A 25,738-nucleotide genomic window follows, 5' to 3' on the forward strand; every position below is an offset into this window, starting at 1 on the left:
ATTATCTAACATCTAGCGTCTAAAAAGGACTTGCTCCAGCAGCTGCACATACAGGCTGATCCCCTCCTCTATTTCATGCAGGTAAATAAACTCGTCGGCCATGTGAGAGCGGGCGGAGTCTCCGGGGCCCAGCTTTAAGGACGGAATGGAGAGCAGCGCCTGGTCGGAGGTGGTGGGTGAGCCGTAGGTGTTTCGTCCTAACGACAAGCCCGCCTGCACCAGCGGATGCTCCATCGGGATAGAAGATGGCCGCAGGCGCATGGAGCGTGGACTAACCTCTGCCTTTACATTAGACTTAATGATCTCCAGCACTTCTTCCATTGTATGCGCATCCGTCAGGCGCACGTCTACGGTATATTGGCACTGGTCCGGCACCACGTTGTGCTGTGTGCCCGACTGCACCATGGTTACCGACATTTTTATAGGACCGAGGTAAGCTGATGCCTTCGGAAATCTAAAATCTTTGAACCACAGGATATCCGGCAGCGCTTCGTAAATGGCATTTATGCCTTCTTCGCGGGCAGCGTGTCCTGATTTTCCCCTGGCTACACAATCCAACACCAGCAGTCCTTTTTCGGCTACGGCCAGGTGCATAAGGGTAGGTTCTCCTACAATGGCAGCCTCTAAGGGGCCCAGTTCCGGCACGACTAGCTCAATACCGTTTCTTCCTGAGATCTCTTCTTCGGCGGTAGCCGCCATCACCAGGTTATAGGCCATGCCTTCTGCTTTGTAAAAGTGCAGGAACGTAGCCAGCAGCGATACCAGGCAACCACCTGCGTCATTGCTTCCCAGGCCGTACAGCCTGCCGTCTTGTACCGTTGGGGCAAAAGGGTCGCGGATGTAGCTGGTGTTGGGTTTTACGGTGTCGTGGTGCGAGTTGAGGAGCAGTGTGGGTAGTGCCGGGTTAAAATGTTTGTTAAAGGCCCAGACATTGTTGAGTTTCCGGTGCACCTGCTCCACCCCATGCCGCTCCAGAAAAAGCGCAATGGCAGCAGCCGTCTTGTCCTCTTCCCGGCTGAATGACTGAATAGAAATAAGCTCTTTCAGCAGCGCCGTTGCCTCCTGGTACAGTTCCTGCATACCCATGCCTACTCCTTGTGGTACAGCTGCTCAGCTTTGGCTGATGATAACTTAATGCCTTTGATCATGGCAGAACTGAAACCGTGGTGCTCCATCTCGTTAAGTCCGGCAATTGTGCAGCCCTTTGGAGAGGTTACTTTGTCGATCTCATTCTCAGGATGGCTACTGTTCTGTAGCAGCAGCGATGCAGCTCCTTTTGCCGTTTGAGCTGCCATACGCAAAGCATCTTTGGCATGAAAACCGATTTCTGTTCCGCCCTGTGCTGCTGCCCGTATAGAGCGCAGGAAAAAAGCTATACCACAGGCAACGAGTGCCGTAGCTGATGACATGAGTTCTTCCTCAATCTCCACCGTTTCTCCCACTGAGTCGAAAATATCTTTTACCAGCGCCGTGCTTTCAGCCGATGCGTTGCCGGCCAGGCAGGTCATGGACTCACGGATGGCGATGGCTGTGTTTGGCATGGCACGAATCACTTCCACTGGCTTCCCAAGGCGCTGCACAATATCAGCAACCGTTACGCCCGTCACGATCGAGATGAACAGGTGCCGTTTGGGGTCTACGCTCTCGGAGATGGTGTCGAGTACGCTGTCGAGTTGCTGGGGCAGAATGCTCAGGATGATAATATCGGCCTGTACCACAGCCAGCGCATTGTTGGTCGATGCCTTGTAACCTTCTTTTACTATATCGTCGAGCTGACGCAGGTTGCGGCGGGTTAAGGTAATGTTTTCCGCCTGGTATTTTCCGGATGCGAACATGCCTTTGGCTATGGCAATTCCCATATTGCCACCACCCAGTATGGCCACTTTTTTAGATTCAGTACGCATGGTTCATTTTGCTTTCAAGGTGCAATTTACCATTTTTCTTCTTGCCAGTAGCCAATAGTAAGTTTTCCGGCAATTTTAAATGCCGTTTTAGTTGGTTGTAAAACCAGGCACTGCCCCCTGCAAGCTGGAACCGGGTAAGGCGGATTTCTATCTGGTACAAATTATTTGAATGAAAACGCCCTTCCGGAGGCTTTTTTAGTCACCAGACACAGGACTTCTTTATTAGCTAAAAGTGAATAGTTCTGAGTGAAGTGTGGCCGGTTTTCCGTGTCAGTGTAAATGGTTTATTTTGAGGACCCTAAACCTACAGGTTAAGCCTGAAAATATCAGCACCTTAGCACCTGAACCAAATTATTTGAATGGAAATGGCCCTCCTGAGGTAATTTTCAGTGATGAGGCCGCTGCTCTAATTTACGCTTTAGCCAGTAAAAATCATTTGCAGCGTCGCTATCGCTACAACTTGATCAGCGTGCCAGCCTCTCCTCCTGCTACTATGGTTTTGATTTCGGCCGCGTCTCCGATCACAACAGCGCTCACACCCTGGTCCAAGGCCGCAAAGGCGTTGTCGAGCTTCGGGATCATGCCCTGGTTCACAATGCCATCGGCCTTTAACTGCTGATAGGAAGCCTTGTCTATGGTGGCAATAACGGAATCATCGTCCTCGGCATTTTGCAGCACCCCTTTTTTCTCAAAACAGTAGATCAGCTTCACCACATAATGACCTGCCAGAGCGGTGGCCAGTACCGAGGCAATGGTATCGGCGTTGGTGTTGAGCAGGTTGCCCTGGCCGTCGTGTGTGAGCGGGGCGCAGACAGGGGTGATGCCACTTTTCAGAAAGGTGTCCAGCACCAGGGAGTTGATGGTTTCAGGGCCGGCCACATCTCCAACAAAACCATAGTCGATTTGCTTTACCGGGCGTTTGGTGGCGGGAATTATGTTGGCATCGGCTCCTGTAAGCCCGATGGCGTTGCAGCCCATGCTTTGGAGCTGGGCCACTACGTTTTTGTTCACCAACCCGGCATACACCATCGTCACCAGCTTCAGGGTTTCGGCATCGGTAATGCGACGGCCTTCCACAAGATTGGGTTCAATGCCTAACTTTTTGCCTATGATAGAGGCTATTTTACCGCCTCCGTGAATGAGCAGCTTTGGCTCTGGCAGCGTAGCAAAATCCTGCAGGAAGCTCTCCAGCTTTAGCGGAGAATCGAGGATGTTGCCACCAATTTTTATGATGTGTAAAGTTTGCACGAGATTCGGGGATTATAAAACCCCGGCAGGTTATCAAGATCTGCCGGGGTTTTCATTTCCTGTTTTATTTAGAATTTTCCAGCAGTTGCTTGAGTACTGCCTGCGCCGCAAAAACACGGTTGCCAGCTTCCTGAATAACCAAAGAGTTGGGGCCATCCAGAATCTCGTCGCTCAGCTCCAGGCCACGGCGCACCGGCAGGCAGTGCATTACTTTGGCGTTATTGGTGTTGCTCAGCTTCTCGTTGGTCATCATCCAGCCTTCACCGTCAGACAACACCTTGCCGTATTCCTGGTAAGACGACCAGTTCTTCACGTAAATAAAGTCGGCGTCCTGCAACGCTTTCTCCTGGTCGTATTCGATGGTGGCGCCTTCCGTAAAGCTGCTCTCCAGTTCGTATCCTTCGGGATGCGTAATCACAAAATCCACATCGGCAGCGCACATCCATTCGGCAAACGAGTTCGGTACAGCCTGTGGCAGCGCCTTTACGTGCGGTGCCCAGGTAAGCACTACTTTGGGCCTGCGTCCGGCTGGTTTGTGTTCTGTAATGGTTACCAGGTCGGCCAGGCTCTGCAGGGGGTGCCGCGTGGCAGACTCCAGGCTCAGAATCGGAATGCCGGTGTACTTGATGAATTTGTTCAGGATGTCCTCGCTGTAATCTTCTTCTTTGTTTTGCAGCTTCGGGAAAGAACGCAGACCCAGAATGTCGCAATACTGCCCCATTACGGCCGCAGCTTCTTTAATGTGCTCTACGGTGGTGCCGTTCATCACCGCGCCTTCCTGCGTCTCCAGGGCCCAGCCTTCTTTGTCAAGGTTCATCACCATCACGTTCATGCCCAGGTTCAGGGCAGCCTTCTGCGTGCTGAGGCGGGTACGTAAACTTGGGTTCAGGAAAATAAGGCCGAGCGTTTTGCCGGCTCCCAGGTCTTTATGAGCAAGCGGAGATTTTTTAAGTTCCAGCGCTTCGTTTACGAGAGCGGCCACGTCGGCTACATCGTGCACAGAAGTATAGTTTTTCATAGTTATTGGGTTAGGGCTTTGCCAAATTAAAAATTAGAAATTCAAAATTATGTAAACAGGCTTAAATAACAGCCATTAAGCCATTTCTTATTTGATCGCAATCTGCGATCGTTGACAATATCCGGGAGGCTTTACTTAGGAGACTAACGTTTTAAACGCCGCTATAAACTGGTCTGCCTCGGCTTTGGTCACTGATAAAGCGGGAAGCAAGCGTAAGGTGTTTTTGTTATTGGCAGAGCCGGTAAAGATCTTAAACTCGTTCAGGAGTTTGCTGCGTATCGGGCCGCAGGGCTCCGGTAGCTCTACTCCTATCATCAGTCCCTGGCCGCGCACTTCCTTCACCCCTTCCAGCTTGTTCAGCTCCTCCATCAGGTAGTTTCCTACTGTAGTGGCATTGTTCAGCAAGTCTTCCTCCTCCATTACTTCCAGCACCGCCAGACCGGCGGCACAAGCCAGGTAGTTACCTCCGAAAGTAGTGCCCAGCATGCCATGCTTTGCGTTTATTTCCGGGCTGATCAGCACGCCCCCAATCGGGTAGCCGTTGCCCATGCCTTTGGCCGTTGTAATAATATCCGGCTTCACATTCGTGTATTGATGTGCGAAGAATTTACCGGAACGGCCGTAGCCAGACTGCACTTCATCTAAGATCAAAAGTGCGCCATACTCTTTGCAGAGTTTTTCCACTCCTTCCAGAAAATCGCTGTCAGGAATGTATACACCGCCAATGCCTTGAATGCCTTCTATGATCACAGCTGCGAAGTCTTCCTGTTGAAAAGCTTCTTTAACTACCCCTAAATCGTTGAAAGGCAGAAACAGGAAATTATTAGTTTCATTGATTGGCGCTATGATGCTGGGATTATCTGTTGCAGCCACCGCGGCCGATGTACGGCCGTGAAAAGAATTGCTGAACGAGATTACCCGTTTGCGGCCAGTCTGGAAGGAGGCCAGTTTCAGGGCGTTTTCATTCGCCTCTGCGCCGGAGTTACATAGGAAGAGGCTGTAGCTTTCGTAGCCACTCAGCCTGCCCAGTTTCTCTGCCAGTTCTTCCTGCAGGGGCATTTTAACGGCATTGGAATAGAAACCAATCTGGTGCAGCTGCTCCTGTATACGGTTGATGTAATGCGGATGACTGTGGCCAATGGAAATTACGGCATGGCCGCCATATAAATCAAGGTATTCAACGCCGTTCTTATCCCAGACTTTCAGTCCGGAAGCTTTCACAGGCTCAATATCGAAGAGAGGATATACGTCAAAAAGATTCATCTTTTTTAGTTGTTGATTGTTCTTTGTTGATTGTTCTAGGTTTCATGATGAAAGAGTTGATTATCTGCCGTGGCTAGCGCTTATGGCTATTGGTCTGTTTTTATAAGAATTATTCAAATGAAAACGGCCTTCTGAAACGCTTTGCACCTGCTGTTGCTGCTGCTCCGAATCATAGCTGAGTCAGCCTTCTGATCAGATCATTTGATTTAACTGTTAAACAATCAAACCTTTCAACTTTAAACAATCAACAATTAAATTAAAATGCGGCTGGCTTCAGCTTCAAACCGGCTGTTTCTTCCAGGCCGAACAACAGGTTCATGTTCTGAACGGCCTGGCCTGCGGCTCCTTTCAGGAGGTTATCGGTCATGCTGGTGATTACGAGCATTTCCCCATGCTTTTGCAGGTGCACGACGCACTTGTTAGTGTTCACCACCTGCTTCAGGTCCGGGTTATGCTCCGTTACGAACGTGAACGGGTGCGACTCATAGTAGCGCCTGTAGAGTTGCTGCGCCTCCTCCAGGCTAAGGTCTGTTTGCAGGTACGAGGTTATGAAGATGCCCCTGGAGAAAGGCCCTCTGTACGGGATGAAATGAATGTTGGGCAGTTCCTGCTCCGGCTGCAGGTGCCGCAGGGTGCGTCTGATCTCGCGCAGGTGCTGGTGCTCCATTACCTTGTAAGTGCTCACATTTTCGGTGCGCCAGCTGAAGTGTGAGGTTGGGCTCAGGCTTTGGCCGGCACCGGTAGAGCCGGTTATGCCGCTCACATGCACATCGGCCGTAAGCTTGCCGGCATCAGCCAAGGGTAGCAAACCTAATTGTATGGCTGTGGCAAAACAGCCCGGATTGGCAATGTGCTGCGCCTCCTTAATCTGGCTGCGCTGCAACTCGGGCAAGCCGTAAGTGAAAGTTCTTCCTTCGGCCTCTACGTTGGCAGTTTCGGTGCCTTCGTTCCAGCGGAAGTCCTGGCTCAGGTCCACAATCTTAGTTGTAGCAGGCACGGTGGCTGTAGCCAGAAACTTCTTTGCTTCGCCATGGCCGGTGCACAGGAACAGAACATCTACCGCCTCATCCGCATCAGCCGAGAAAACAAGGTCAGTTTCGCCCAACAGGTCGGGGTGCGTTTCGGAAACAGGTTTACCGGCCTGGCTGCGGCTCTGCACAAATGCCAAAGAGACTTGTGGGTGGAGTAAGAGCAGGCGAAGTAACTCTCCGCCTGCGTATCCTGCTCCACCCACAATGCCCGCCTTTATCTTATCTGTCATTTTAATGTCGATCCGTTGATTTTGTGGTACATCACGGATTGGTTACCGAATATCTTGGAGAAGCCTTTAACATCTTCGCCGCTCCAGGTATTGTTCATTTCCCCGTAGCTGCCAAACTTGCTCGACATCAGATCGTGCTCCGACTCGATGCCTTCTACCTGGAAGCGATAAGGTGCCAGCAATACCTGCACTTTGCCGGTTACGTTCTGCTGGGTGTCCTGCAGAAACGCTTCGATGTTGCGCATGGTGGGGTCCAGAATCTGGCCTTCGTGCAGCCAGTTGCCGTACCAGGCCGAGAGCTGGTCTTTCCAGTACAGCTGCCATTTGGTCAGCACGTGCTTCTCTAAGGTGTGGTGCGCCTTTATAATAATAAGCGGAGCAGCAGCCTCAAAGCCAACGCGGCCTTTAATACCGATAATGGTGTCGCCCACGTGAATGTCGCGGCCAATGGCAAACGGACCGGCCATTTCCTGCAGCGCTTGAATGGCCTCTACCGGGCTGGCATACGTTTTGTCGTTCAGCCCAACCAGTTCACCTTTTACAAAGTGCAGGGTCACACGCTCCGGCTCCTGCTTTGTCAGTTGCGTCGGGTACGCTTCTTCCGGCAATGGCAGGTGCGACGTAAGGGTTTCCTTTCCTCCTACCGAGGTGCCCCAGATGCCTTTGTTGATGGAGTACTGCGCCTTTTTGTAATCGTATTCTACACCGTATTTCTTCAGGAACTCAATCTCCTCTTCTCTCGACAATCTGTTGTCGCGGATCGGGGTCAGGATCTCCACCTCCGGGATCATCATCTGGAAAATCATGTCGAAGCGCACCTGGTCGTTGCCGGCACCGGTACTGCCATGCGCCACATACGATGCTCCTACCTGCTGGGCATGGCGGGCTACCGCAATGGCCTGCGTTACGCGCTCGGCGCTAACCGACAGCGGATAGGTGCCGTTCTTAAGAACGTTGCCGAAAATCAGGTATTTAATGCAGCTCTGATAGTAGTATGCGGTTTCGTCGAGGGTGGTGTGCTCTTTCACGCCCAGTGCGTAGGCTCTTTCTTCCACCTCTTTCAGTTCTTCTTCTGAAAAACCGCCTGTATTTACCAACACCGAATAAACCTCAAGACCTTTTTCTTCTTTCAGGTACTTTACGCAATACGATGTGTCTAGTCCGCCACTGAAGGCTAATACTACTTTATCTTTCATTTTAAGGGTTTATTGAATTACCAGTTCAAGGTCTGAGCTTCTAACATGCTCTACATTCTGACTAACCGCTATAGGCGCCTTTTGCTCAATAGCGGCTTTCGTCTTTTTTTCGCGCTCGGGATCAAACAGCATGGCGGTGCACAGGCAGTTGCTGCGCCCTTTCATCATCAGGATCTCGTAGTTCACGCAGCTTTTGCAGCCGTTCCAGAAGGCCTCATCATCAGTCAGCTCCGAGTAGGTTACTGGTGTGTAGCCCAGTTCGGAGTTGATCCGCATCACGGCAAGGGCTGTGGTGAGGCCGAAGATTTTGGCTTTCGGGTACTTGGTGCGCGAAAGCTCAAATATCTTCTTTTTAATCTGTTTCGCCAAACCGCTTTTGCGCAGGTCCGGTGACACAATCAGGCCGGAGTTGGCCACATACTCCCCATGCCCCCATGTTTCGATGTAGCAGAAGCCGGCCCAGGTGCCATCTTCCTGCAGCGCGATCACGGCCTTCCCCTCCAGCATTTTCTGAGAAAGGTAATCAGGAGAGCGCTTGGCAATACCGGTGCCTCTTGCTTTGGCAGAAGATTCCATTTCGTCGCAGATCTGCTGTGCGTACGAGATATGTTGCTCACCGGCAACAATAATACTAAAACCCGCTTGGTTGCTCATAACCATAAAATATAAAATTACTGTGCCCGGCACAGCAGATGAACCAAAAAAGTAAATACGAATAATACGAATCGAATAATTGTACTATTAAGTACAATTATTAAAGCGTGGCAATAGAAGTAGTTGGAGGAGTGATTGCCGCGTAGGCAACCGGAAAGCACGTCGGCCTAGGGCCTGTAGCAGAAAAGCGTTAACGGTGCCCTAAAAACTATCCTACCTGGCAGGATAGAAAAAGACGCATTCCTCTGGAAGGAATGGTTTATCATGTCAGATGATAAAACCGGCTTTTTTTTCATTTTTTGATCTAAAGTAAATGGTATTGTTTTTTAGTATACCAGTTAGAAGGACAAATGTTTCTTAAAATTTCTGTAAAAACAAATGCTATACCGAAATTCTATCTAAATTTTTAAAATATACCAAATACTGATAGATTCTACCTGTTTTTTAAAATCTATACAGCAGGTAACAGGCGCATAACACGGGCCGGCAGATTTTAGTGCAGTTATTCAGGAATTATTTTTCAGGCAAAATACTAACTTGCCAATCTTTTAAAATACCTTATGAAAATCTTTACTTTTCCTGTCCTGTTCGGTCTGTTATTTTCCTCTATCGGAACAGCTTCTTTGTTCTTTTATAAAGATGTGCTTTTGTCTGCCATCTGGCTCAGTTTCGGAAACGGCTTGATGCTGTCGGATTTTAAATTAAAGAAGCAGGATGCGGCGGGGAATACCTACCTGCAGCCTGTGCCAAAACCCCGCTTCTATGCCGGTCTTTTCCTGATCGTGCTGGCAGTGCTCCTGCTTCTACTGCAGGTATTGCTGGATATACAGCAGACAGAACAGTAAGCCTACAAATTCCGGGAAATTGTGCTCAGAAGCTCTAACCTCATATTTTAGAGGTGCCTGCTATCTCCATCTTTCAGAATGCCGGCAGAAGAGCACGGCTGGCTTTAACCCGCAGTTTAGATCCTGCTCTGTAAGGTTAAGGTGACCTGGTGAATTTCTTTTTGCCGGTAGAGCCGGATTTTCAGCTTTTTGCCAGGTCCTTTCTCAAGGTACCCCAGCACATCCTGCAACGACATTTCAATACAGTTCTGGCCATTGATGCTGAGTATCTGGTCGCCAAGTTTCAGGCCTACCTCATGCGCCGGTGAGCCTTCTACCACATGCGATACTTCGTATAGTTTCAGGCCGATAATGGGTGTGCCTACCTCGAAGCCGGCCAGATTATAGTGGAAAGGCTCTTTATAGCGTTTGTTTGGGATCAGGGTCATCTGGCGGTGCGGATAGTCGAAGATCACCGTAAAGCGTTTCAGGATGTCGGAGCCCAGGTTCCCGTTCCTGTCTGATATATTCATGGCGGCCTGGATGGATTTTTCGTCGGGATAGGAAGCCGGCAGGTTCTGAAGTTCGTGCCTGCCAATGGAAAAACTGTTAATGCGCCCGATCTTCCCGTTTATGTCGCCACTCAGGCCACGGCCCAGGTAAGCCTCCATTACTTTCGGGGGGAGCGTAAGTTGGTTGTTGCTCGGCAGGTAAAGCGACAGCGAATGGCTGGCGCCGGTATCTACTACCAGTTTTACCCGCACCGTGTCTCCATTGTGCTGCCTTACCCTGGCATAGATATAGGCTTTATCCCGCTCCAGGTACAGAGGGTAATTTTCGCCCCGTTTATGTGGCTTCAGTACTGCGTCCGGTCTATACAAAGTTATGTTCTGAGCACTGTAGTTGATCTTCACTATAAAGTTCTTGAAGATGTCGTAACCTATAATACCGTGCACCGGCATTCCCATGCGTGAAGAAAGGTTAAATATATCTTCTTTCAGCACATACACATCCTGATTCTGGCCCTCAATGCCTTTCATTTTAAGAGAATTGCCTTTGGAATAATAGGCTTTCAGGGTGTCTCCGGTGCCGAGGCCCTTTATTTCAATTTCTGAAGCATGCTTGAGGTTCAGCGTGTCGGAATACTCCAGGTGGGTGATCAGGATGTTTTTTACGCCGGTATCCAGAATGAAATTGAGCGGAGGAGAATTGTTGATCTGCACCGGAATGATCATCAGGTTATGGATGAAATGGAAGGGGACTGTGATGCTTTTCCGCTTAGTTACAAAGGTAACCGTGTCATGGGCAATGTTTTGTGCATGCGTTTCCAGCCCTATCATCAGAAAAAGATAAAGACAGAGTAAAGAAGAAAGTCCTCTTTTTGTCATGGCACCTCACAGCAAAATGTTCAACATCTACCTACCTAATGCTACTGTCATAACACAACGTATTCCGTATACGTTCCTGCCTGAATTTCAGCAATTGTTTAAAAAAAAATAAGAATGTTTAAACTTTGACGAAGGCTAGGTACACGCTTCCATAGAAAAGGCTGACTGCATTTCCGACTTCCCGAAATCCGGATCATCTGCTTTTCGACCTTAAATTCTAAAGTGCTGCTTAGCTGGCCTTCCGAACAGGGGCAGGCGATTTAGGTTCCGGCCAGGCAGCAAGTGATAACCTGCCACCAAATTATTTGAATGAAAATACCCCTCCAGAGGCTCGGCTGCTGCTGTTAATGATTAGTTGCCCTTTTTTATGCTGCGGCGGGATTCCTGTATGGAGGCCAGGCTCCTGCCGGCTTCCCTGCCATAGAAAAGATGTTTGGGGCTTCCGATAACCTGTGCGCCATAAATTCCTGAGTGGCCCGAAAACAGGTAGGCACAAACGCAGGCAACAGCCATAAAAACTGCGCTCTCGGCCCCGAAAAGCTCTATCGCCAGGATGGTGCAAGTTAAGGGGGTGTTGGATGCGCCGGAGAAAACCGCTACAAAGCCCATGCCGGCCAGCAAACCCATAGGTAGTGGCAGCACCTGCGACAGGGCATTGCCCATGGCAGCGCCCGTAAAAAACAAGGGGGTAACCTCCCCTCCTTTAAAACCAGCCCCAAGCGTAAAAGAAGTAAACAGGATCTTGATAAAAGCATCGTAAACGGGCAGCTCATCAGTAAAGGAGGCCAGCATGGTTGGTATGCCTAATCCGATATACTTCGTGGTTCCGATAGCCCATACGGCTACAGCCACCACCAGTCCTCCTGCCATTGGCCGGAAGGGGGCATACGAGATCCTGTCATGGAACTGGCCCGACCAGAAATGGGTGGCTTTGGCAAATAGCATACCTGTAATACCAAACACGGCCCCTGCCACCAGGGCGTAGCCAAAGCCTGCAAAGGTCATGGGTGGCACAAACGGGATATCATACTGCGTATGCCCTATTCCCCAGGCATGGCACGTGAGGTTGGCTATCACAGCAGCCAGTAAACTAGGCACCAGGGCCTCGTAGCGGATCCGGCCAACCAAAAAAACCTCCAGGCCAAAAATCGCCCCTGCCAGCGGTGTGCCAAACAAGGAGGCAAAGCCAGCGCTTATACCGGTAATGATGATGATTCTCCGGTCGCGCGGGCGCAGTTTGAAGACTTTGGTGAACTGGTCGGCAATAGTGCCCCCCATCTGCACGGCTGTGCCCTCCCGACCGGCAGAGCCTCCCAAAAGGTGCGTCACAAGGGTGCCGAAAAGCACCAGCGGTGCCATCAGGAACGGGATTGTCTGCCGCGGCTTATGGATCTCCTCCAGCAGCAGGTTGTTTCCTCTTACGGCTCTGCCGCCATAGTAATGGTAGAGCAAACCCACCAGAAGCCCTCCTAATGGCAGGAACCAGATAATGGAGTCATGCGCCTCCCGGAAGCTGGTGACCCAACCTAAGGAGACCAGGAAAAAGGCAGAAGCAGAGCCTGTCAGCACTCCCACCACGGTGCTAATAAGTAACCATTTAAAAGTAAACAGGAAGGCTTTGGCCTGTTCTCCTGATGAGAACAGCTTTTTCAGGAAAGAATATGATGCTGTGCTGGGGCGGTGTTTTGATGTCATATTGCGTTTGGCTGATAACCGGGCATCGCCAACTGGTGCCTGAGTGGCGTGGCGTTCGGAAGGAATTATCAGCCACAACTTACCGGTCGGCTCCAGGTAGACCCTCAGCACCTTTCCGGGCAAAAGTAACGCATAAACCTGAATGGAGCAACATCTCTGGTGGCCTCAGCCCGCGACAATTGCAGCAAAGGTAAGGGCCTGAAAAGTGGCAGGCGCTTGCGGTATAAAAAGCCTTTCAGCAGATTGATTTCTTAAACGGCGGAAAATGGTGAAATTGACAGGAACCCGGGAAGTTTACTTGTCCTGGGTGGCAGCGCGTATGGCGGGATCGCCTTGTAGATCTTTCAGCATGCCGTCCAGCACCAAAGGGTAATACTCCTGCATTTTAACCATCATAAAGTGCATGATCTTGTACTCCAGGTGCTCATTCATGGGATTGTTGTGCAGGGTGGCGAATTTATACTGCATAATGCTAAAGAAAACCAACGAGTCATTCTCCTTGATGTATTCATAAATGCTGTCATACAACTTTTCTGATTGAGTCGTGTCCAGATCAGCATATAACACTTCTGCAACCGCTTTCTTCTTACCCATGTTAAGTTATGTATGAAAGTACTTCAATTACCGCAGCAAAGGAGCAGTTTTCAAATTTAACAAAATATTTAATGCGTACAAATTCGCTTTACAGGTTTATACGTAGTCAACCGTAAATAAGGGGTGAATCTCCAGGTTTATTTCAGATATAAAACCTGCTCCGCCTGAACTGGTTGTAGTTTGATAAATAATTAATAATCAACCATATAATTATATTCAAATATTTGTTGCCGAATCTGGCCCCATCGAAAAGTAGGGAAGCTTTATGTGAAATAAGGCGAATTTACTACAAGTTTAACCAATATAGGTGCTGCCAGATAATTATCTTAATCCAATTTAAGGTACTGGCCAAAGTAATGACCTATAACGGTAATTTAAGGATATTCATTGGAAGAATAGCATAAAATGTCAGTCAGCAACTGGCTTCGCAAGGGAAACTTACACGCTTGCTTTATATTTTGGGCGGGCAGATTTGCCAGCCATGCAATTGCCATTGTCTATTTACTCAACAGCTACTCCCCTTTTCGCCTGTATAAATACGTAGTTGTCGGCCACAGGTGGTACCGGTAAAGAAAACAACTTTTGCGAAACCGGTACGTCTTACCACTAAAGCTGCATTTGCCTGGTTTTCTTTGTTGGTTAAGCATCTCCAGCAAAAAGAAGCCATGGTCTTAGGAGCCTGCTTTAACCCCTAAACGACAAACTGTGAGTAACGCTGCCAAACCCAGATTATCCCGGAGGATCCTTTATCCTATTCAGACTTTTATACAGGCCGAGGCATTTAGCGGCATTCTGCTAGTTTTTATCGCCCTTCTGGCTTTGATATGGGCAAACTCCGCCTGGGCCGATACATACGAGGCTACCTGGGGTACTACCTTTACGGTGGCTATCGGCGATTTTAGTCTCTCTAAAGACCTACTGCACTGGATAAACGATGGTTTGATGACCATCTTCTTTTTTGTGGTCACCATGGAGATTAAACGGGAGTTCTTATTGGGAGAGTTCGCCTCGTTTCGTAAGGCGAGTTTTCCGATTATGGCTGCTATAGGTGGCATGGTGGTTCCGGCTCTTATTTTTGTGCTTTTCAATGCTGGAGAGGCAGGTATTTCGGGTTGGGGTATTCCTATGGCAACGGATGTTGCGTTTGCGCTGGGTTTGCTCTCGCTGCTTGGCAAGCGGGTGTCTCTTGCCCTAAAGCTTTTTCTGGTAGCCTGTGCCATGGTAGATGATATCGGGGCGGTACTTGTGATAGCGCTTTTTTATACGGCCGACGTAAACTTTCTGAGTCTTTGGGTGGCCTTTGGCATTTTTGGACTTCTCCTGGTTATCAGTTCTTTCAATGTCCGGGCACTGCCTGTTTATATACTACTAGGCCTTGTTATGTGGGTGGCTTTCCTGCTGTCGGGGGTGCATGCCACGGTAGCTGGCATCCTGCTTGCGCTCACTATTCCTTCACGATCCGGTATCAAACAAGACGAGTTTATCTTTTCGACTGATCATATACTGGGAGAACTGCATGCCGCTCATTTTTCACCTCACCTGTCGGGGGCTGCTGTGGCGGAGGAGGAACGGGAAGGCGATTTTCAGGCTGCCGCGTACACCATAGCGGCCAATAGTGAAAAGGCGCTTTCGCCCTTAAGCAGATTGGAGCGCGCCCTGCACCCCTGGGCCGCTTTTGCCATTATGCCACTGTTCGCGCTGGCAAATGCCGGAATTTTTGTAGATGCTGCCTTGCTGGACAATTTTTTCAACCCTCTAGCCGTAGGCATTGTACTTGGGCTGACATTGGGGAAACCACTGGGAATAATTGTTTTTGCCGGTCTGGCTTCCGCCGCAGGCTTTGCCATAAAGCCCGATTCCATCAGTTGGTGGCAGGTAATCGGAGTGGGCCTTCTTAGCGGCATCGGCTTTACCATGTCTATTTTTATTGCGAACCTGGCCTTTGAAGGCACTGGGCTGCTGCCTGCTGCCAAATTAGCCATTCTGGCTGCTTCCGGTATGGCAGCGGCAGGCGGCTTACTGCTGCTACTGCTTGCCAGGTCGGTCGATTAGGCAAAGACTTGATTATCAGTGTAAAATGGAGTGGCTCCGGATAGAAGCTTGTGCTCGCTAAATTAGCCAATTCCAAAGCCATGCCATAGCAATGAATAACTAATCAAATTGCTGACTTACCTAAAGTGCGTTGTCAGGAGACAGCGCCCGGAAACTCTATTTATCTCATATTAGGTTATCCACTTGAATAATTAGCTCATCAGCACATCAAACCAAATTATTTGAATGAAAATGCCCCTCCAGAGGTTTTGCGGCCGCTGTTTTGAAGCAGGAAGGCAGATACGAGCGAAAACACTTGGACCATATAAGGTAAGTTATCCGATACTATTAGTGAGGAAGTTCCAGCTGTAAAACACCAGATAGCAGAAGTAAGCTTAGGGGTACTTTTTAACCATCACGCCCTACAGTTCTTTCTTTACCTGCTCCACATAATGCACAAGATCTGGGAAAAAAGTGTCGAAATCGGCACCATATCTGCCATAGTTTGCCTCTAATTCATCTCCGGCCAGTTCCATGCCCGAGGTGAAGGCCGTGCGGCGGCTCATGCCGACCAGCGCCCGCCTGATTCCCTCCACCTCTGCATAAGAGGCCAGCCAGTCCTGTCGCATCATGTACGGGAAAAAATATTGTACCTTAGGAGGCAGCAGCAGGAAGCGGTTTTCTATGATCCTGTACACCTGCTTTGCAAAGGCAGGCAGCGATACGTCAGCATATTGCTCAAAGCCTTTTGCCAGAAAATGGTCGTAAAAAACGTCGGCCACCACAGGCGCATATTTTCTGAAATGTGGGCGCAGGCGCAGTTTGGTCTGTCGCACCACCGGATGCGTATCGGTGTAGGAATCGATGAGGCGGTGCAGCCGGATGCCGCGGGCTATCCCCTCCTGGTACTGCTCCACCTGTTTTCCTTTCACCGCATCTGCTATAAAGTTGCCGATCAACAGCTCTTCTTCATCGCCGGACAAGTATATGTGGGCCAGGTAGTTCACGGTTCGCTCATAAGCTTAGGGCCAGACAATGGTTGGGCAGCATTCTTCCGCTGCTCATAATTTCTTTGGTGCTGACAGGTTTCTGCCGGTTTAACTACCGGCAGATACAAAGCTGGTTTTCTGCCTGAAGAAGGCCAACTCCCGGCATAGCCTATTTGCCGGATGCCGGGCTTTATGTCACAAAGATAAAACATTTGGGAGGGATAAATGGTTACAGGCTCATTCAGAAGCCGGCTACAAACCCTTTCTGATAGCACCGCGTAATTAAAGCACAAACACAAGAACGAAAGCTATGACTAATAATCTGATCACCAAAGAAAATCTAAATAAACTGATCGAAAAGATCAAGGACATCGACATTGCCATGATGACGACGCACGAGCAGGACGGCACGCTCCGCAGCCGCCCCATGAGCACCCAGCAAATAAAGGATGATGGGTACCTGTGGTTTTTCACGGGCTATGATTCAGGCAAATCGCACGAGCTGAACAACGACTCCCACGTAAACCTCAGCTATGCCAAACCTGGCGACAACCTGTATGTGTCGGTGTCGGGAAGGGCCACACTGACCAGAGACAAACAGAAAATTGAGGAGCTTTGGTCTCCTGCCATGAAAGCCTGGTTCCCCGATGGCAAAGACGATAAGAATATCGGTTTGATAAAAGTGACCATAGAGCAGGCTGAATACTGGGACTCGCCCAACAGTGCGGTAGTGCACCTGATCGGCATGGCAAAAGCCGTTATTACCGGCCAGGAGTATCACCCCGGTGATAATGAAAAACTAAACATGTAAAGCTCTGAAACAAAACTAAGAAATCACCTGTCACCGATTAGAGTGGCAGGTGATTTTTTTGATAAGGATGCGTACCTTTACGGAAGCACTATTGGAACTACCTTTGCAAACCTCAGCACCTGCCCCTGCCCGGCTCACCACCCTTACCCTTTTCGGAATCTGCCGGGGCCATGTCCGCTGGGGGCTTGCCCAAATGGGTACTTCTGTGGCTCCACTCAACCAAACGCCGGGTCTTCTGTTTTACAAACTGCTGGGGAGTGGCCAAGGCAAAGGCTTCAGCCTGACACCGGATTTCCGGCGGTATGGTCTGATGGCCACGTGGGAGAGCCAGGAAGCTGCAACCGATTTTTTCCAGAATTCTTCCCTGATCCGGGATTACCGGCAGCACACCGACGAGATCTGGACGGTATGGCTCTACCCCCTGCAGTCGCATGGACAGTGGGACGGGAAAGCCCCTTTTCAGCCTGCTCTGCCAACTGGGCACGTAGCCGGGCCGGTGGCGGTGCTAACACGCGCCTCGGTGAACTGGCTAAAGCTGCCCCGGTTTATGCGGTATGCGCCTGGTGCCACCCGCGCCCTCGACTCGGCCAAAGGTTTAATATGTTCTATTGGTTTAGGAGAGTTGCCGTTTATCAGGCAGGCCACTTTTAGCGTCTGGGAGTCGGCGGAGGCCATCAAAGCATATGCTTACCAAGACCCTATGCACCAGGAAGTCATTCAACGGACAAGGGCAGAGAAATGGTATTCGGAAGAATTGTTTGCCCGGTTCAGCCCATTTGCCAGCGATGGAACCTGGCATGGAACAGACCCACTCCAGGCCTATCTCGCACTCTATCCAAACGAAAGCTGATCTACGAGGGCAAAGGCTCGTTTAGCGCCTCTGCCAGCCGGCTGTTTACGGCTTCGTATTTTTTGTAGCCTCTGCTGATCAGGCTTATCCGCTTGTCGTTCAGGAGGTAAAGGCTTGGGAAGGCGATGGCCCTGAGCTGGCGTGCAATCAGAAAATCCTGCTGCGTTTTCTCAATCAGCAGCGGATCCTGAAAGTTTTCCAGAAACGTTTCTTCCTGCACACCAAAGTGTGATGCAATGGCTGCCAGAACAGCAGGGTTGGTTACATCCTGGTTCAACTTGTAGAATGCTTGCTGGATTTCAGATGCCATTTCCAGCTCATGTTCCGGTGCCAGGTAACGAATGGCAACGATGGCCCGGCAGGCAGGTTCCGTGTCATAGACAAATCCCTCCCTTTCAAAAAAATCAAAATTAAACGGCTGGCCAGAGGTTTCTGCTACTTCATGCCAATGCTGCTGCACATTGTCGGGCGTGTCGGCTTGCAATGGTGTGGTTGCACCAGGTCTTAATCCGCCTACTACCACTTTTAATTTCAGTTTATCCTGATACTCTTCGTGTAGTCGCTTTATAACCGGGGCAAAACCGTAGCACCAGGTGCACATAGGGTCCATCACATAGATCAGGTGGGGCGAATCCAGCAGGTCGTTCTTTTCCATAAGGTAAATTAAAAGGGGCATAGGAACCGGTACTTCAAGCGCATCATAACCCACAATCGTAACCGAGGGGCTCCACAGCCGATGTTGCTGTGCAAGGGAGCAGTCTTTTCCAGGAACAAAAATAATCAAATTCAGGCAAAAAGAACAGGTACACGCCAATCTCTGTAGCAAGGAACTCTCCTTCGAGGTTAGCAGCTGGAATTATTCGAATGAAAATACCCTTCCGGAGGCATGGAATTGCTACTGCCCGCTAATGGGCCGAAGGCAGTCTTACCGGCCGGTCTGGCTGGCTTAGCCTGTTTCAGCACTGGAAGGGCTTTTTCATTTAAATAATTGGGTTGATTGCTGGTTGTTAGCTGTTGATTGTTAAATGAGGCGATGGTTGAATTGTTGATTGGCAGATTAGTAATACAGAGAATCGAACACAGCGCTCCTGTGAAGCTACCTAAAAAACGATGGAAGTACCTATAGAGCCATGGAAGGAGCTATGCAGCATTTCTAATTTTGAATTTGTAATTATTAATTTAGCGAAGCCTCCTTAATAAAATAACTATTGCCATTAATCGGGCAACTATTCCTAAATTTACCGTTCGAAAAACAATGCTATAAAACCGATGTCAGAGTATAATTTCAACCAGATTGAGAAAAAGTGGCAGCGTTACTGGGAAGAGAACCAGACGTTCAGAGCCGAAGCAGGAAGTGAGAAACCCAAGTACTACTCCCTCGATATGTTCCCCTACCCTTCCGGGGCCGGGCTGCATGTGGGCCACCCGCTCGGCTACATCGCCTCTGACATTGTAAGCCGCTACAAGCGTTCCAAAGGTTTTAATGTGCTACACCCGATGGGCTTCGATGCGTTCGGTCTGCCGGCCGAGCAGTATGCCATCCAGACGGGCCAGCACCCGGCCATCACCACCGAGCAGAACATTACCCGCTACCTGGAGCAGCTCAAGAACCTGGGCTTCTCGTTTGACTGGGAACGCGAGGTGCGCACCTCCGACCCAGGTTACTACAAATGGACGCAGTGGATCTTCATGCAGCTGTTCCAAAGTTACTATAACTACAGTGCCGAAGCAGCAGAACCCATAGACCAACTGGTGCGCGTGTTTGAGCAAACCGGCAACCAAACCGTTAACGCGGCCTGCGACGAAGACACTCCGGCCTTTACCTCGGATGAGTGGAATGCCATGACCGAGCAGCAGAAAGCCGAAATGCTTCTGAAATACCGCCTCACCTATGTGGCCGAAGCCGTGGTGAACTGGTGCCCCGCCCTGGGCACGGTACTCGCCAACGACGAAGTGAAAGACGGTGTGTCGGAGCGCGGCGGCTACCCGGTGGAGCGGAAGCGCATGCGCCAGTGGATGATGCGCATCACCGCCTACGCCGAGCGCCTGCTGCAGGGACTCGATACCATAGACTGGCCGGAGCCGGTAAAGGAGATGCAGCGCAACTGGATCGGGAAATCGATTGGCGCCGAAATGGAGTTTGCCCTGGAGAACTCCGATCAGAAGATAAAAGTATTCACCACCCGCGTAGATACCATTTATGGCGCTACGTTTCTGGTGCTGGCACCGGAGCATGAGCTGGTGGAACAGATCACAACCACCGAACATGCCTTTGAGGTAGAAACCTATGTGGCTGTGGCTAAAAACCGCTCGGAGCGCGAGCGCATGACCGATGTAAAGACTATTTCAGGTGCTTTTACAGGTGCTTATGCCATCAATCCTTTTAACGGAGAGAAAATACCGGTGTATATTGCCGACTATGTGCTGGCAGGTTACGGCACTGGAGCTGTGATGGCCGTACCTTCCGGCGACCAGCGCGACTGGAATTTTGCCACGCATTTCAACTTGCCAATTATTCAGATACTGGATGCGCAGCAGGATATTGCCCACCAGGCCGATGCCACCAAGGAAGGCCGGTATGTGAACTCCGCGCTTATTAATGGCCTTACCTACCAGGAAGCCCTGCCAGTGCTGATTAAGTTCTTGGAAGATAATGGTGTGGGTAAAGCAAAGATTAACTACCGCATGCGCGATGCCGTGTTCAGCCGCCAGCGCTACTGGGGTGAGCCGGTTCCGGTGTATTTCAAAGACGGAATTCCGCACCTGATCCAGGAAAGTGAACTGCCGCTGGAGCTGCCCAAGATCGATGCCTACCTGCCTACCGAAACAGGCGAGCCGCCACTTGGCCGCGCCGTGGATTGGAAGTACCACAACGAGCACCCTTACGAGCTGAGCACCATGCCCGGCTGGGCCGGCTCCAGTTGGTACTGGTACCGCTACATGGACCCTAAAAACGACCAGGCCTTTGTAGACCACGACGTGGTGAACTACTGGCGCAGCGTAGACCTGTACATTGGCGGCTCCGAACACGCCACCGGTCACCTGCTCTATTCCCGCTTCTGGAACAAGTTCCTCTTCGACATGGCGCTGGTGCCGGAAGACGAGCCGTTTAAAAAGCTGATCAACCAGGGCATGATTCAGGGTCGGTCTAATTTTGTGTACCGTCTTAAAGACAGCAATACCTTTGTTTCATTTGGCTTGAAAGATCAGTACGAGACGACGGCCCTGCATGTAGATGTAAACATCGTGGAGCACGACCTGCTAGACTTGAAGGCTTTCAAAAACTGGCGCGCAGAATACGCGGATGCAGAATTCATTCTCGAAGACGGAAAATACATCTGCGGCGTGGAGATTGAGAAGATGTCGAAGTCGAAGTACAATGTGGTGAACCCGGATGATCTGGTGGAGCGACTGGGAGCTGACACGCTGCGCATGTACGAGATGTTTCTGGGGCCGCTGGAGCAGTTCAAGCCCTGGAATACCAACGGCATGGACGGCGTGAACAAGTTCCTGCGCAAGTTCTGGAAGCTCTTCTTCGACAAAGACGGCCAACTGGCGGTTTCTGATGATGCGCCTTCGCCAGCGGAGCTGAAATCGCTGCACAAAACCATTAGGAAAGTAGAAGAAGACATTGAGCGTTTTGCCTTCAACACCTCTGTGTCTACGTTTATGATCTGCGTGAACGAACTGGGGCAGCTAAAGTGTAACAAACGAGCCATCCTGGAGCCGCTCACGATTATCCTGGCCCCCTACGCCCCGCACATTGCTGAGGAGCTTTGGGAGAAGCTTGGCCATACCGAAAGTGTCAGCTTCGCTTCTTTCCCGGCCTGGAACCCGGATTACCTGGTTGAAAACACGTTTGAATACCCTGTTTCCATTAACGGCAAGATGCGGGCAAAGATCAGTTTTGCCACGGATGCCCCGCGTGAAGACATGGAGAAAGCGGTGCTGGCAGATGAGCAGGTCCTAAAATTCTTAGAAGGAAAAGCACCAAAGAAAATAATTATAGTGCAGAACAAAATAATTAACGTGGTAGTATAAAGAACTCCATCTTACCAATTAACTATCGGCAGCCGCTTAGACGCAATTTTAAGCGGCTGTTGGTTTTCAGACTGGTCTAGAAAAACACTTGCCCGCTGGAAAGGTTTAAGCATTGGAAAACATCAGAAACCGACTTCTGATCTACGGGTCTGGCAGTAGAGGGCAGCAGGCAAAAATTGAGGTTTTTTAAATCTTAAACTTGCGCACAGAGTCCCTGACCTTGTCAAGAAGCGAATTCAGCGTAGAGGCTTCCTGTTCATCCAGATCCACGAGCATACTATCTAAGAGAGGGGCTGCTTCATCAATTCTGTGCATTAACTCAATGCCTTTTTCAGAAAGAACAATATTGACCAGGCGCTTATCGGCAGGATTTGGTGTTACGGAAACGAGATTCTTGTTTTTGAGTCTGCTCACCAGGCGCGAAACATCAGACATCTTATCGAGCATGCGCTCCCTTAATACAGATGTAGAAACGGGATCGGGATAGTCCACTCGCAGAATACGCAGAATGTTATACTGCTGCGTCGTCAACTCATATTGTCTGAAAAAGTTTTCGTAGGCATTAAAGATTAAGCCGGAAGTATAAACAAGATTTATACATCCTTTATGCCTTTCGCTGCGAAAATTGAAGGTGGTCAATTCTAGTTCTAGCTGCATGTAACTGGGAAAGTGTTTAGTCAAGTATAATAAAAAAATCCTTTTTTATTCCGAAATACCCATCTTTTTTTTAAAAATTAATACAAAGAGTTGATAGGCAAACCATTAAACGGAAGAAATCATTTTTTTCTCCATCCTAAGGAAGAAGTTTTCGAATTAGTTACTACCAAAAAGACTACCCACGACCTGGCCAGGCCATCGTTTTGGTTAACCTGAAACTCAACACACCTAACCATAAGCACAAATGTGTGCAAGCTATCTTCTGTTATAGCAGCTCATGCAGGTATGCCTCCCTTCCCGGTGCTCCTTCAATTAGATTATTAGAATGGTTTAACGCTAATAAAACTGGCGAACGGCGTACCCGCCATCCTTTCTGATTTTAAATTTCTATTTCCTACTTCGGCAAAGCACTAATTGCAGCAGCAAGTTTTGTCCCAGACCTTCTGCCCCCAGCGTATTCAGGTAATCATTTGCCCAGCCAAACACCACCAGGTTACTCCCACCTTACCAGTGCTTAATGATAAAATACACAGCCCCCAGTAGAAACATGATGATAGATATTTTATTGATGGTATGCATGGCCCGCAAGTTGAAATTTGATTTGCGTTGTGGGTCTTTCTTACGGAAAAAGTAGGTCGCTACTTCTGTGAAATCAAACAGTCCCTTCATAATCATTGGTTTTTATTAGTTTATTATCGGTAATTTCAAGTAGCCGGCGCAAATCAATTAGAGTGCTTAATGAATGCGCACCGTCGTGTAGGTGGAGCAGCAACAGCTGCAGAACCCTCCGAGGCTAATTTTGTAGGAAAAAATAAAAAGTGCCTTTACGATGTACCTTAGCGATATCAAGATTTTTCCCTATAAAATCAGCTCCGAGGGGCTCTTTTCATTAGAATAATTGAGTTTTAAGACTTTCCATAACAAGTTGTTTAAGCAAGTATCCTGAGGGTGCCGGCGTATCCTCTGTTTTCCTTTACAGCATTGAGCAACAAACTTCCGGAAGTCGCTTAAAACTTACTCCTGCAGCTGCACCGGCTCCAGCCAACGGTCATCTTCCCGAATCAGTTCAATCAGTTCATCTACGGCCCTGTCGGCAGGAACAGACTTTTTCACGACCGTCTGGCCTCTGTAAAGCGCAATTTTGTCTTTCCCTACGCCTACATAGCCATAGTCGGCATCAGCCATTTCGCCCGGTCCGTTTACGATGCAGCCCATAATGCCTATTTTCACGCCTTTCAGGTGGTCGGTGCGCTTTCGGATCATGGCCGTTGTTTCCTGCAGATCGAAAAGAGTGCGTCCGCAGCTGGGGCAGCTTATGTATTCTGTTTTGCTCATACGGGTGCGGGCCGCCTGCAAGATGCCGAAGCTCAGCTTGTTGAGCTGGTCGATCGTTTGTAACAAGGCGCCTTTCTCCTGCTCCGGCAGAAGCTCTGTACCCAGCATCACCCCGTCGCCCAAGCCATCTATCAGCAAGCCTCCCACATCGGTGGCCGCATACAGCTGCACTTCGTCAGCAGTTAAGGCTCCGTAAGAGCGCTGGATGATGCAGGGGTTCTTCAGCCCGTTGTTCATCAGCCGGAAAAAGCATTTCCGCAGTTCCGCCATGGCGTGTTCATTGCTTGTCTGCAGCAGCAGTACCGTTGTGCTGTCCTGCTTTAAACGTGCCAGCAACTCGTCGGTCAGGTCACTGATGCTGATCTGCACGAAATTTAGTGTAGGGTGCAGCTGTGTTGCCTCCCGGTACTGCCTGGCTGTGAGCAGGGGGTGGCTATCTGTCAGGCGGTCCATCAGCTGCCAGGGCACATAGTTTACGATTTCCTTCAGCCCATTGGGCAGCATAAATTTTATCGGAGAGTCGCCTGTGTAGATGTAGTCGGCTCCCAGGTCGCTCATGCTGAATTTATCGAGCAGCATGGAATACAGGTGCCCCACGCATTTCAGATCGGCATACACAGGTTCCTTTAGCCGGCTCAGGTCTGCCACCACTCGCGGCACATTCAGGCCTCCCAGGTTTTCGGTTTCCTGAGTTTCGCGGCGCTGGTACTGAAATGGGTTTATCGGAACGTGGCAGATCGGTTTTATGGGGTGGGCCTTCTCCGCGCGGTGGGCGTAGCGGTCTATCAAGGCTTTGGCAACGGGTGCCTCTGCCTCAGGGGCCTCGGTGAGTGATACCCGCACGGTGTCGCCAAGGCCATCTTCCAACAGGGTGCCTATCCCTACCGCCGATTTTATGCGGCCGTCTTCTGCCTCGCCGGCTTCCGTAACGCCCAGGTGCAGCGGGTATGGCTTTAGCTCTTCTTCGTCGAGCTTCTGCACCAGTAGCCGGTAGGCCTGCACCATTACCTGCGTGTTAGAGGCCTTCATCGAGATGACGATGTTGTAATACTGCTCGTCTTCGCAGATGCGCAGAAACTCCAGGGCGCTCTCGACCATGCCGAGCGGCGTATCGCCGTAGCGGCTCAGAATCCGGTCTGAGAGGGAGCCGTGGTTGGTGCCGATGCGCATGGCGGTGCCATGCGCTTTGCAGATGCGCACCAGCGGCAAAAATCGCTCCCGGATGCGGTCAAGTTCAGCCTGGTAGGTGGTGTCGCTATACTCGATTACTTCGAATTTCTTTTTATCGGCGTAGTTGCCGGGGTTTATACGAACCTTCTCTACAATGCGTGCCGCCACTTCCGCGGCATTGGGCGTAAAGTGTATGTCTGCGATCAGTGGGGCATGGTAGCCGCGGCGGTGCAACTCATCGCGGATGTGGCGGAGGTTCTCCGCTTCTTTCATGCTGGGGGCCGTAATGCGGATGTACTCGCAGCCGGCCTCCATCATGCGGATGCATTGTTCCACCGACCCCAGCGTATCCATCGTGTCTACGGTCGTCATCGACTGCACCCGTATTGGGTAGTCGCCACCCATGGGCAAATCGCCGATATTTACTACAATAGATTTTCGGCGTTCGTACGCCGTCAGGCTCGGACAATAATAGTTGCTCATATTCTAAGGAATCTGCTCGTATCGTTAACCAAAGTTGCTGCCACTTTGTTCAACAGCTATGGTACGTAAAGTTACAGCTTATTCGTAATTTTGCCGGATTAAAACCTGATTTAACCCTTTCGGCCCCTGCAATTGCAGCTGAAGCGAAGTTTGGTTACCCGTAAACATGTTTTCAGTGGCCGGAAAGCGTATTACTGGTTTATTGGCGCAGCAGGGAATAAACATAGACGGGCCCAGGCATGGAGGCTGGTGTAGGGTTTTACTTCATGCAAGATTTTAAATTGCTAATTATCAGAAAAATATCTGTCTTTTGCGTATTTTAACCT

21 protein-coding genes are annotated in these 25,738 nt (G+C 49.9%); 5 read left to right on the top strand and 16 right to left on the bottom strand.

From position 1 onward, the window contains the following. Positions 1–12 precede the first annotated feature (12 nt). The 8 genes from FJM74_RS01085 to FJM74_RS01120 all read right to left on the bottom strand — a co-directional run bounded on the left by FJM74_RS01085 (position 13) and on the right by FJM74_RS01120 (position 8,544). Entirely contained in the window at positions 13–1,086 is a 1,074-nt protein-coding gene (locus tag FJM74_RS01085; protein ID WP_206683985.1) for a M20 family metallo-hydrolase, read from the bottom strand. 2 nt (positions 1,087–1,088) lie between these two features. After that, the gene (gene proC, locus FJM74_RS01090) at positions 1,089–1,904 is read right to left on the bottom strand and encodes a pyrroline-5-carboxylate reductase (RefSeq protein ID WP_187260700.1); all 816 of its coding nucleotides are present in this window, start codon (positions 1,902–1,904) and stop codon (positions 1,089–1,091) included. 453 nt (positions 1,905–2,357) lie between these two features. Beyond that, the gene (gene argB, locus FJM74_RS01095) at positions 2,358–3,152 is read right to left on the bottom strand and encodes an acetylglutamate kinase (protein ID WP_187260701.1); all 795 of its coding nucleotides are present in this window, start codon (positions 3,150–3,152) and stop codon (positions 2,358–2,360) included. 64 nt (positions 3,153–3,216) lie between these two features. Then, entirely contained in the window at positions 3,217–4,170 is a 954-nt protein-coding gene (locus FJM74_RS01100) for a Rossmann-fold NAD(P)-binding domain-containing protein (protein WP_187260702.1), read from the bottom strand. A gap of 135 nt (positions 4,171–4,305) precedes the next feature. Further along, positions 4,306–5,433 carry an aspartate aminotransferase family protein gene (locus tag FJM74_RS01105; protein ID WP_187260703.1) on the bottom strand — a complete coding sequence of 376 codons (1,128 nt, stop codon included), beginning with the start codon at positions 5,431–5,433 and terminating at the stop codon, positions 4,306–4,308. A 256-nt stretch (positions 5,434–5,689) separates the two neighbouring features. Continuing rightward, positions 5,690–6,694, bottom strand: a complete 1,005-nt coding sequence (gene argC / locus FJM74_RS01110; RefSeq protein ID WP_187260704.1) for an N-acetyl-gamma-glutamyl-phosphate reductase — start codon at positions 6,692–6,694, stop codon at positions 5,690–5,692. After that, positions 6,691–7,890 (bottom strand): argininosuccinate synthase, encoded by a 1,200-nt coding sequence (argG, locus tag FJM74_RS01115; protein WP_187260705.1) that lies wholly within the window; start codon positions 7,888–7,890, stop codon positions 6,691–6,693. The genes argC and argG overlap by 4 nt, the downstream gene beginning before the upstream one ends. Before the next feature lie 9 nt (positions 7,891–7,899). Beyond that, positions 7,900–8,544 carry a GNAT family N-acetyltransferase gene (locus FJM74_RS01120; RefSeq protein ID WP_241738894.1) on the bottom strand — a complete coding sequence of 215 codons (645 nt, stop codon included), beginning with the start codon at positions 8,542–8,544 and terminating at the stop codon, positions 7,900–7,902. Positions 8,545–9,104: 560 nt separating this feature from the next. On the opposite strand from FJM74_RS01120, the gene FJM74_RS01125 reads away from it, so the two are divergent. Beyond that, positions 9,105–9,389, top strand: a complete 285-nt coding sequence (locus FJM74_RS01125; protein ID WP_187260706.1) for a hypothetical protein — start codon at positions 9,105–9,107, stop codon at positions 9,387–9,389. 116 nt (positions 9,390–9,505) lie between these two features. Here FJM74_RS01125 and FJM74_RS01130 read toward each other — a convergent pair whose 3' ends face one another. The 3 genes from FJM74_RS01130 to FJM74_RS01140 all read right to left on the bottom strand — a co-directional run bounded on the left by FJM74_RS01130 (position 9,506) and on the right by FJM74_RS01140 (position 13,045). Then, complete coding sequence (locus FJM74_RS01130) at positions 9,506–10,708, bottom strand: aspartyl protease family protein (RefSeq protein WP_241738895.1); 1,203 nt, start codon at positions 10,706–10,708, stop codon at positions 9,506–9,508. 399 nt (positions 10,709–11,107) lie between these two features. Next, a complete protein-coding gene (locus tag FJM74_RS01135; RefSeq protein ID WP_187260708.1) occupies positions 11,108–12,451 on the bottom strand; it encodes a voltage-gated chloride channel family protein in 1,344 nt (447 codons plus the stop codon). Between the two features lie 294 nt (positions 12,452–12,745). Next, on the bottom strand, positions 12,746–13,045 hold the full coding sequence (locus FJM74_RS01140) for a hypothetical protein (RefSeq protein ID WP_187260709.1): 300 nt from the start codon (positions 13,043–13,045) through the stop codon (positions 12,746–12,748). Between the two features lie 705 nt (positions 13,046–13,750). Here FJM74_RS01140 and nhaA point away from each other — a divergent pair. Next, positions 13,751–15,097, top strand: a complete 1,347-nt coding sequence (nhaA, locus tag FJM74_RS01145) for a Na+/H+ antiporter NhaA (RefSeq protein ID WP_187260710.1) — start codon at positions 13,751–13,753, stop codon at positions 15,095–15,097. Between the two features lie 401 nt (positions 15,098–15,498). Here nhaA and FJM74_RS01150 read toward each other — a convergent pair whose 3' ends face one another. Beyond that, a complete protein-coding gene (locus tag FJM74_RS01150; protein ID WP_187260711.1) occupies positions 15,499–16,083 on the bottom strand; it encodes an acyl carrier protein phosphodiesterase in 585 nt (194 codons plus the stop codon). A gap of 292 nt (positions 16,084–16,375) precedes the next feature. Here FJM74_RS01150 and FJM74_RS01155 point away from each other — a divergent pair, with 292 nt between their 5' ends. Next, positions 16,376–16,876 carry a pyridoxamine 5'-phosphate oxidase family protein gene (locus FJM74_RS01155; RefSeq protein WP_187260712.1) on the top strand — a complete coding sequence of 167 codons (501 nt, stop codon included), beginning with the start codon at positions 16,376–16,378 and terminating at the stop codon, positions 16,874–16,876. A gap of 103 nt (positions 16,877–16,979) precedes the next feature. After that, positions 16,980–17,726, top strand: a complete 747-nt coding sequence (locus FJM74_RS01160) for a spheroidene monooxygenase (protein ID WP_187260713.1) — start codon at positions 16,980–16,982, stop codon at positions 17,724–17,726. A gap of 1 nt (position 17,727) precedes the next feature. Here the strand turns inward: FJM74_RS01160 and FJM74_RS01165 are convergent, their stop codons facing one another. Further along, a complete protein-coding gene (locus tag FJM74_RS01165; protein WP_187260714.1) occupies positions 17,728–18,381 on the bottom strand; it encodes a DsbA family protein in 654 nt (217 codons plus the stop codon). Between the two features lie 614 nt (positions 18,382–18,995). On the opposite strand from FJM74_RS01165, the gene leuS reads away from it, so the two are divergent. After that, the gene (gene leuS / locus FJM74_RS01170) at positions 18,996–21,767 is read left to right on the top strand and encodes a leucine--tRNA ligase (protein ID WP_187260715.1); all 2,772 of its coding nucleotides are present in this window, start codon (positions 18,996–18,998) and stop codon (positions 21,765–21,767) included. Between the two features lie 186 nt (positions 21,768–21,953). Here leuS and FJM74_RS01175 read toward each other — a convergent pair whose 3' ends face one another. The 3 genes from FJM74_RS01175 to ispG form a co-directional block, all read right to left on the bottom strand. Beyond that, entirely contained in the window at positions 21,954–22,424 is a 471-nt protein-coding gene (locus FJM74_RS01175; RefSeq protein WP_187260716.1) for a MarR family winged helix-turn-helix transcriptional regulator, read from the bottom strand. Positions 22,425–22,928: 504 nt separating this feature from the next. Then, positions 22,929–23,093, bottom strand: coding sequence for a DUF6728 family protein (locus FJM74_RS01180; RefSeq protein ID WP_187260717.1), 165 nt, complete (start codon positions 23,091–23,093; stop codon positions 22,929–22,931). Between the two features lie 345 nt (positions 23,094–23,438). Further along, positions 23,439–25,412 (bottom strand): (E)-4-hydroxy-3-methylbut-2-enyl-diphosphate synthase, encoded by a 1,974-nt coding sequence (gene ispG / locus FJM74_RS01185; protein ID WP_187260718.1) that lies wholly within the window; start codon positions 25,410–25,412, stop codon positions 23,439–23,441. Positions 25,413–25,738 lie beyond the last annotated feature (326 nt).

The sequence above is a fragment of the Pontibacter beigongshangensis genome, from assembly GCF_014332515.1.
Taxonomy (GTDB): Bacteria; Bacteroidota; Bacteroidia; order Cytophagales; family Hymenobacteraceae; genus Pontibacter; species Pontibacter beigongshangensis.

Coding starts and splice junctions, on each gene's coding strand:
- FJM74_RS01085 (WP_206683985.1), bottom strand. CDS start 1,086: ATGGGTATGCAGGAACTGTACCAGGAGGCAACGGCGCTGCTGAAAGAG.
- proC (WP_187260700.1), bottom strand. CDS start 1,904: ATGCGTACTGAATCTAAAAAAGTGGCCATACTGGGTGGTGGCAATATG.
- FJM74_RS01100 (WP_187260702.1), bottom strand. CDS start 4,170: ATGAAAAACTATACTTCTGTGCACGATGTAGCCGACGTGGCCGCTCTC.
- FJM74_RS01105 (WP_187260703.1), bottom strand. CDS start 5,433: ATGAATCTTTTTGACGTATATCCTCTCTTCGATATTGAGCCTGTGAAA.
- argC (WP_187260704.1), bottom strand. CDS start 6,694: ATGACAGATAAGATAAAGGCGGGCATTGTGGGTGGAGCAGGATACGCA.
- argG (WP_187260705.1), bottom strand. CDS start 7,890: ATGAAAGATAAAGTAGTATTAGCCTTCAGTGGCGGACTAGACACATCG.
- FJM74_RS01120 (WP_241738894.1), bottom strand. CDS start 8,544: ATGAGCAACCAAGCGGGTTTTAGTATTATTGTTGCCGGTGAGCAACAT.
- FJM74_RS01125 (WP_187260706.1), top strand. CDS start 9,105: ATGAAAATCTTTACTTTTCCTGTCCTGTTCGGTCTGTTATTTTCCTCT.
- FJM74_RS01130 (WP_241738895.1), bottom strand. CDS start 10,708: ATGATAGGGCTGGAAACGCATGCACAAAACATTGCCCATGACACGGTT.
- FJM74_RS01135 (WP_187260708.1), bottom strand. CDS start 12,451: ATGACATCAAAACACCGCCCCAGCACAGCATCATATTCTTTCCTGAAA.
- FJM74_RS01140 (WP_187260709.1), bottom strand. CDS start 13,045: ATGGGTAAGAAGAAAGCGGTTGCAGAAGTGTTATATGCTGATCTGGAC.
- FJM74_RS01155 (WP_187260712.1), top strand. CDS start 16,376: ATGACTAATAATCTGATCACCAAAGAAAATCTAAATAAACTGATCGAA.
- FJM74_RS01165 (WP_187260714.1), bottom strand. CDS start 18,381: ATGGAAAAGAACGACCTGCTGGATTCGCCCCACCTGATCTATGTGATG.
- leuS (WP_187260715.1), top strand. CDS start 18,996: ATGTCAGAGTATAATTTCAACCAGATTGAGAAAAAGTGGCAGCGTTAC.
- FJM74_RS01175 (WP_187260716.1), bottom strand. CDS start 22,424: ATGCAGCTAGAACTAGAATTGACCACCTTCAATTTTCGCAGCGAAAGG.
- FJM74_RS01180 (WP_187260717.1), bottom strand. CDS start 23,093: ATGAAGGGACTGTTTGATTTCACAGAAGTAGCGACCTACTTTTTCCGT.
- ispG (WP_187260718.1), bottom strand. CDS start 25,412: ATGAGCAACTATTATTGTCCGAGCCTGACGGCGTACGAACGCCGAAAA.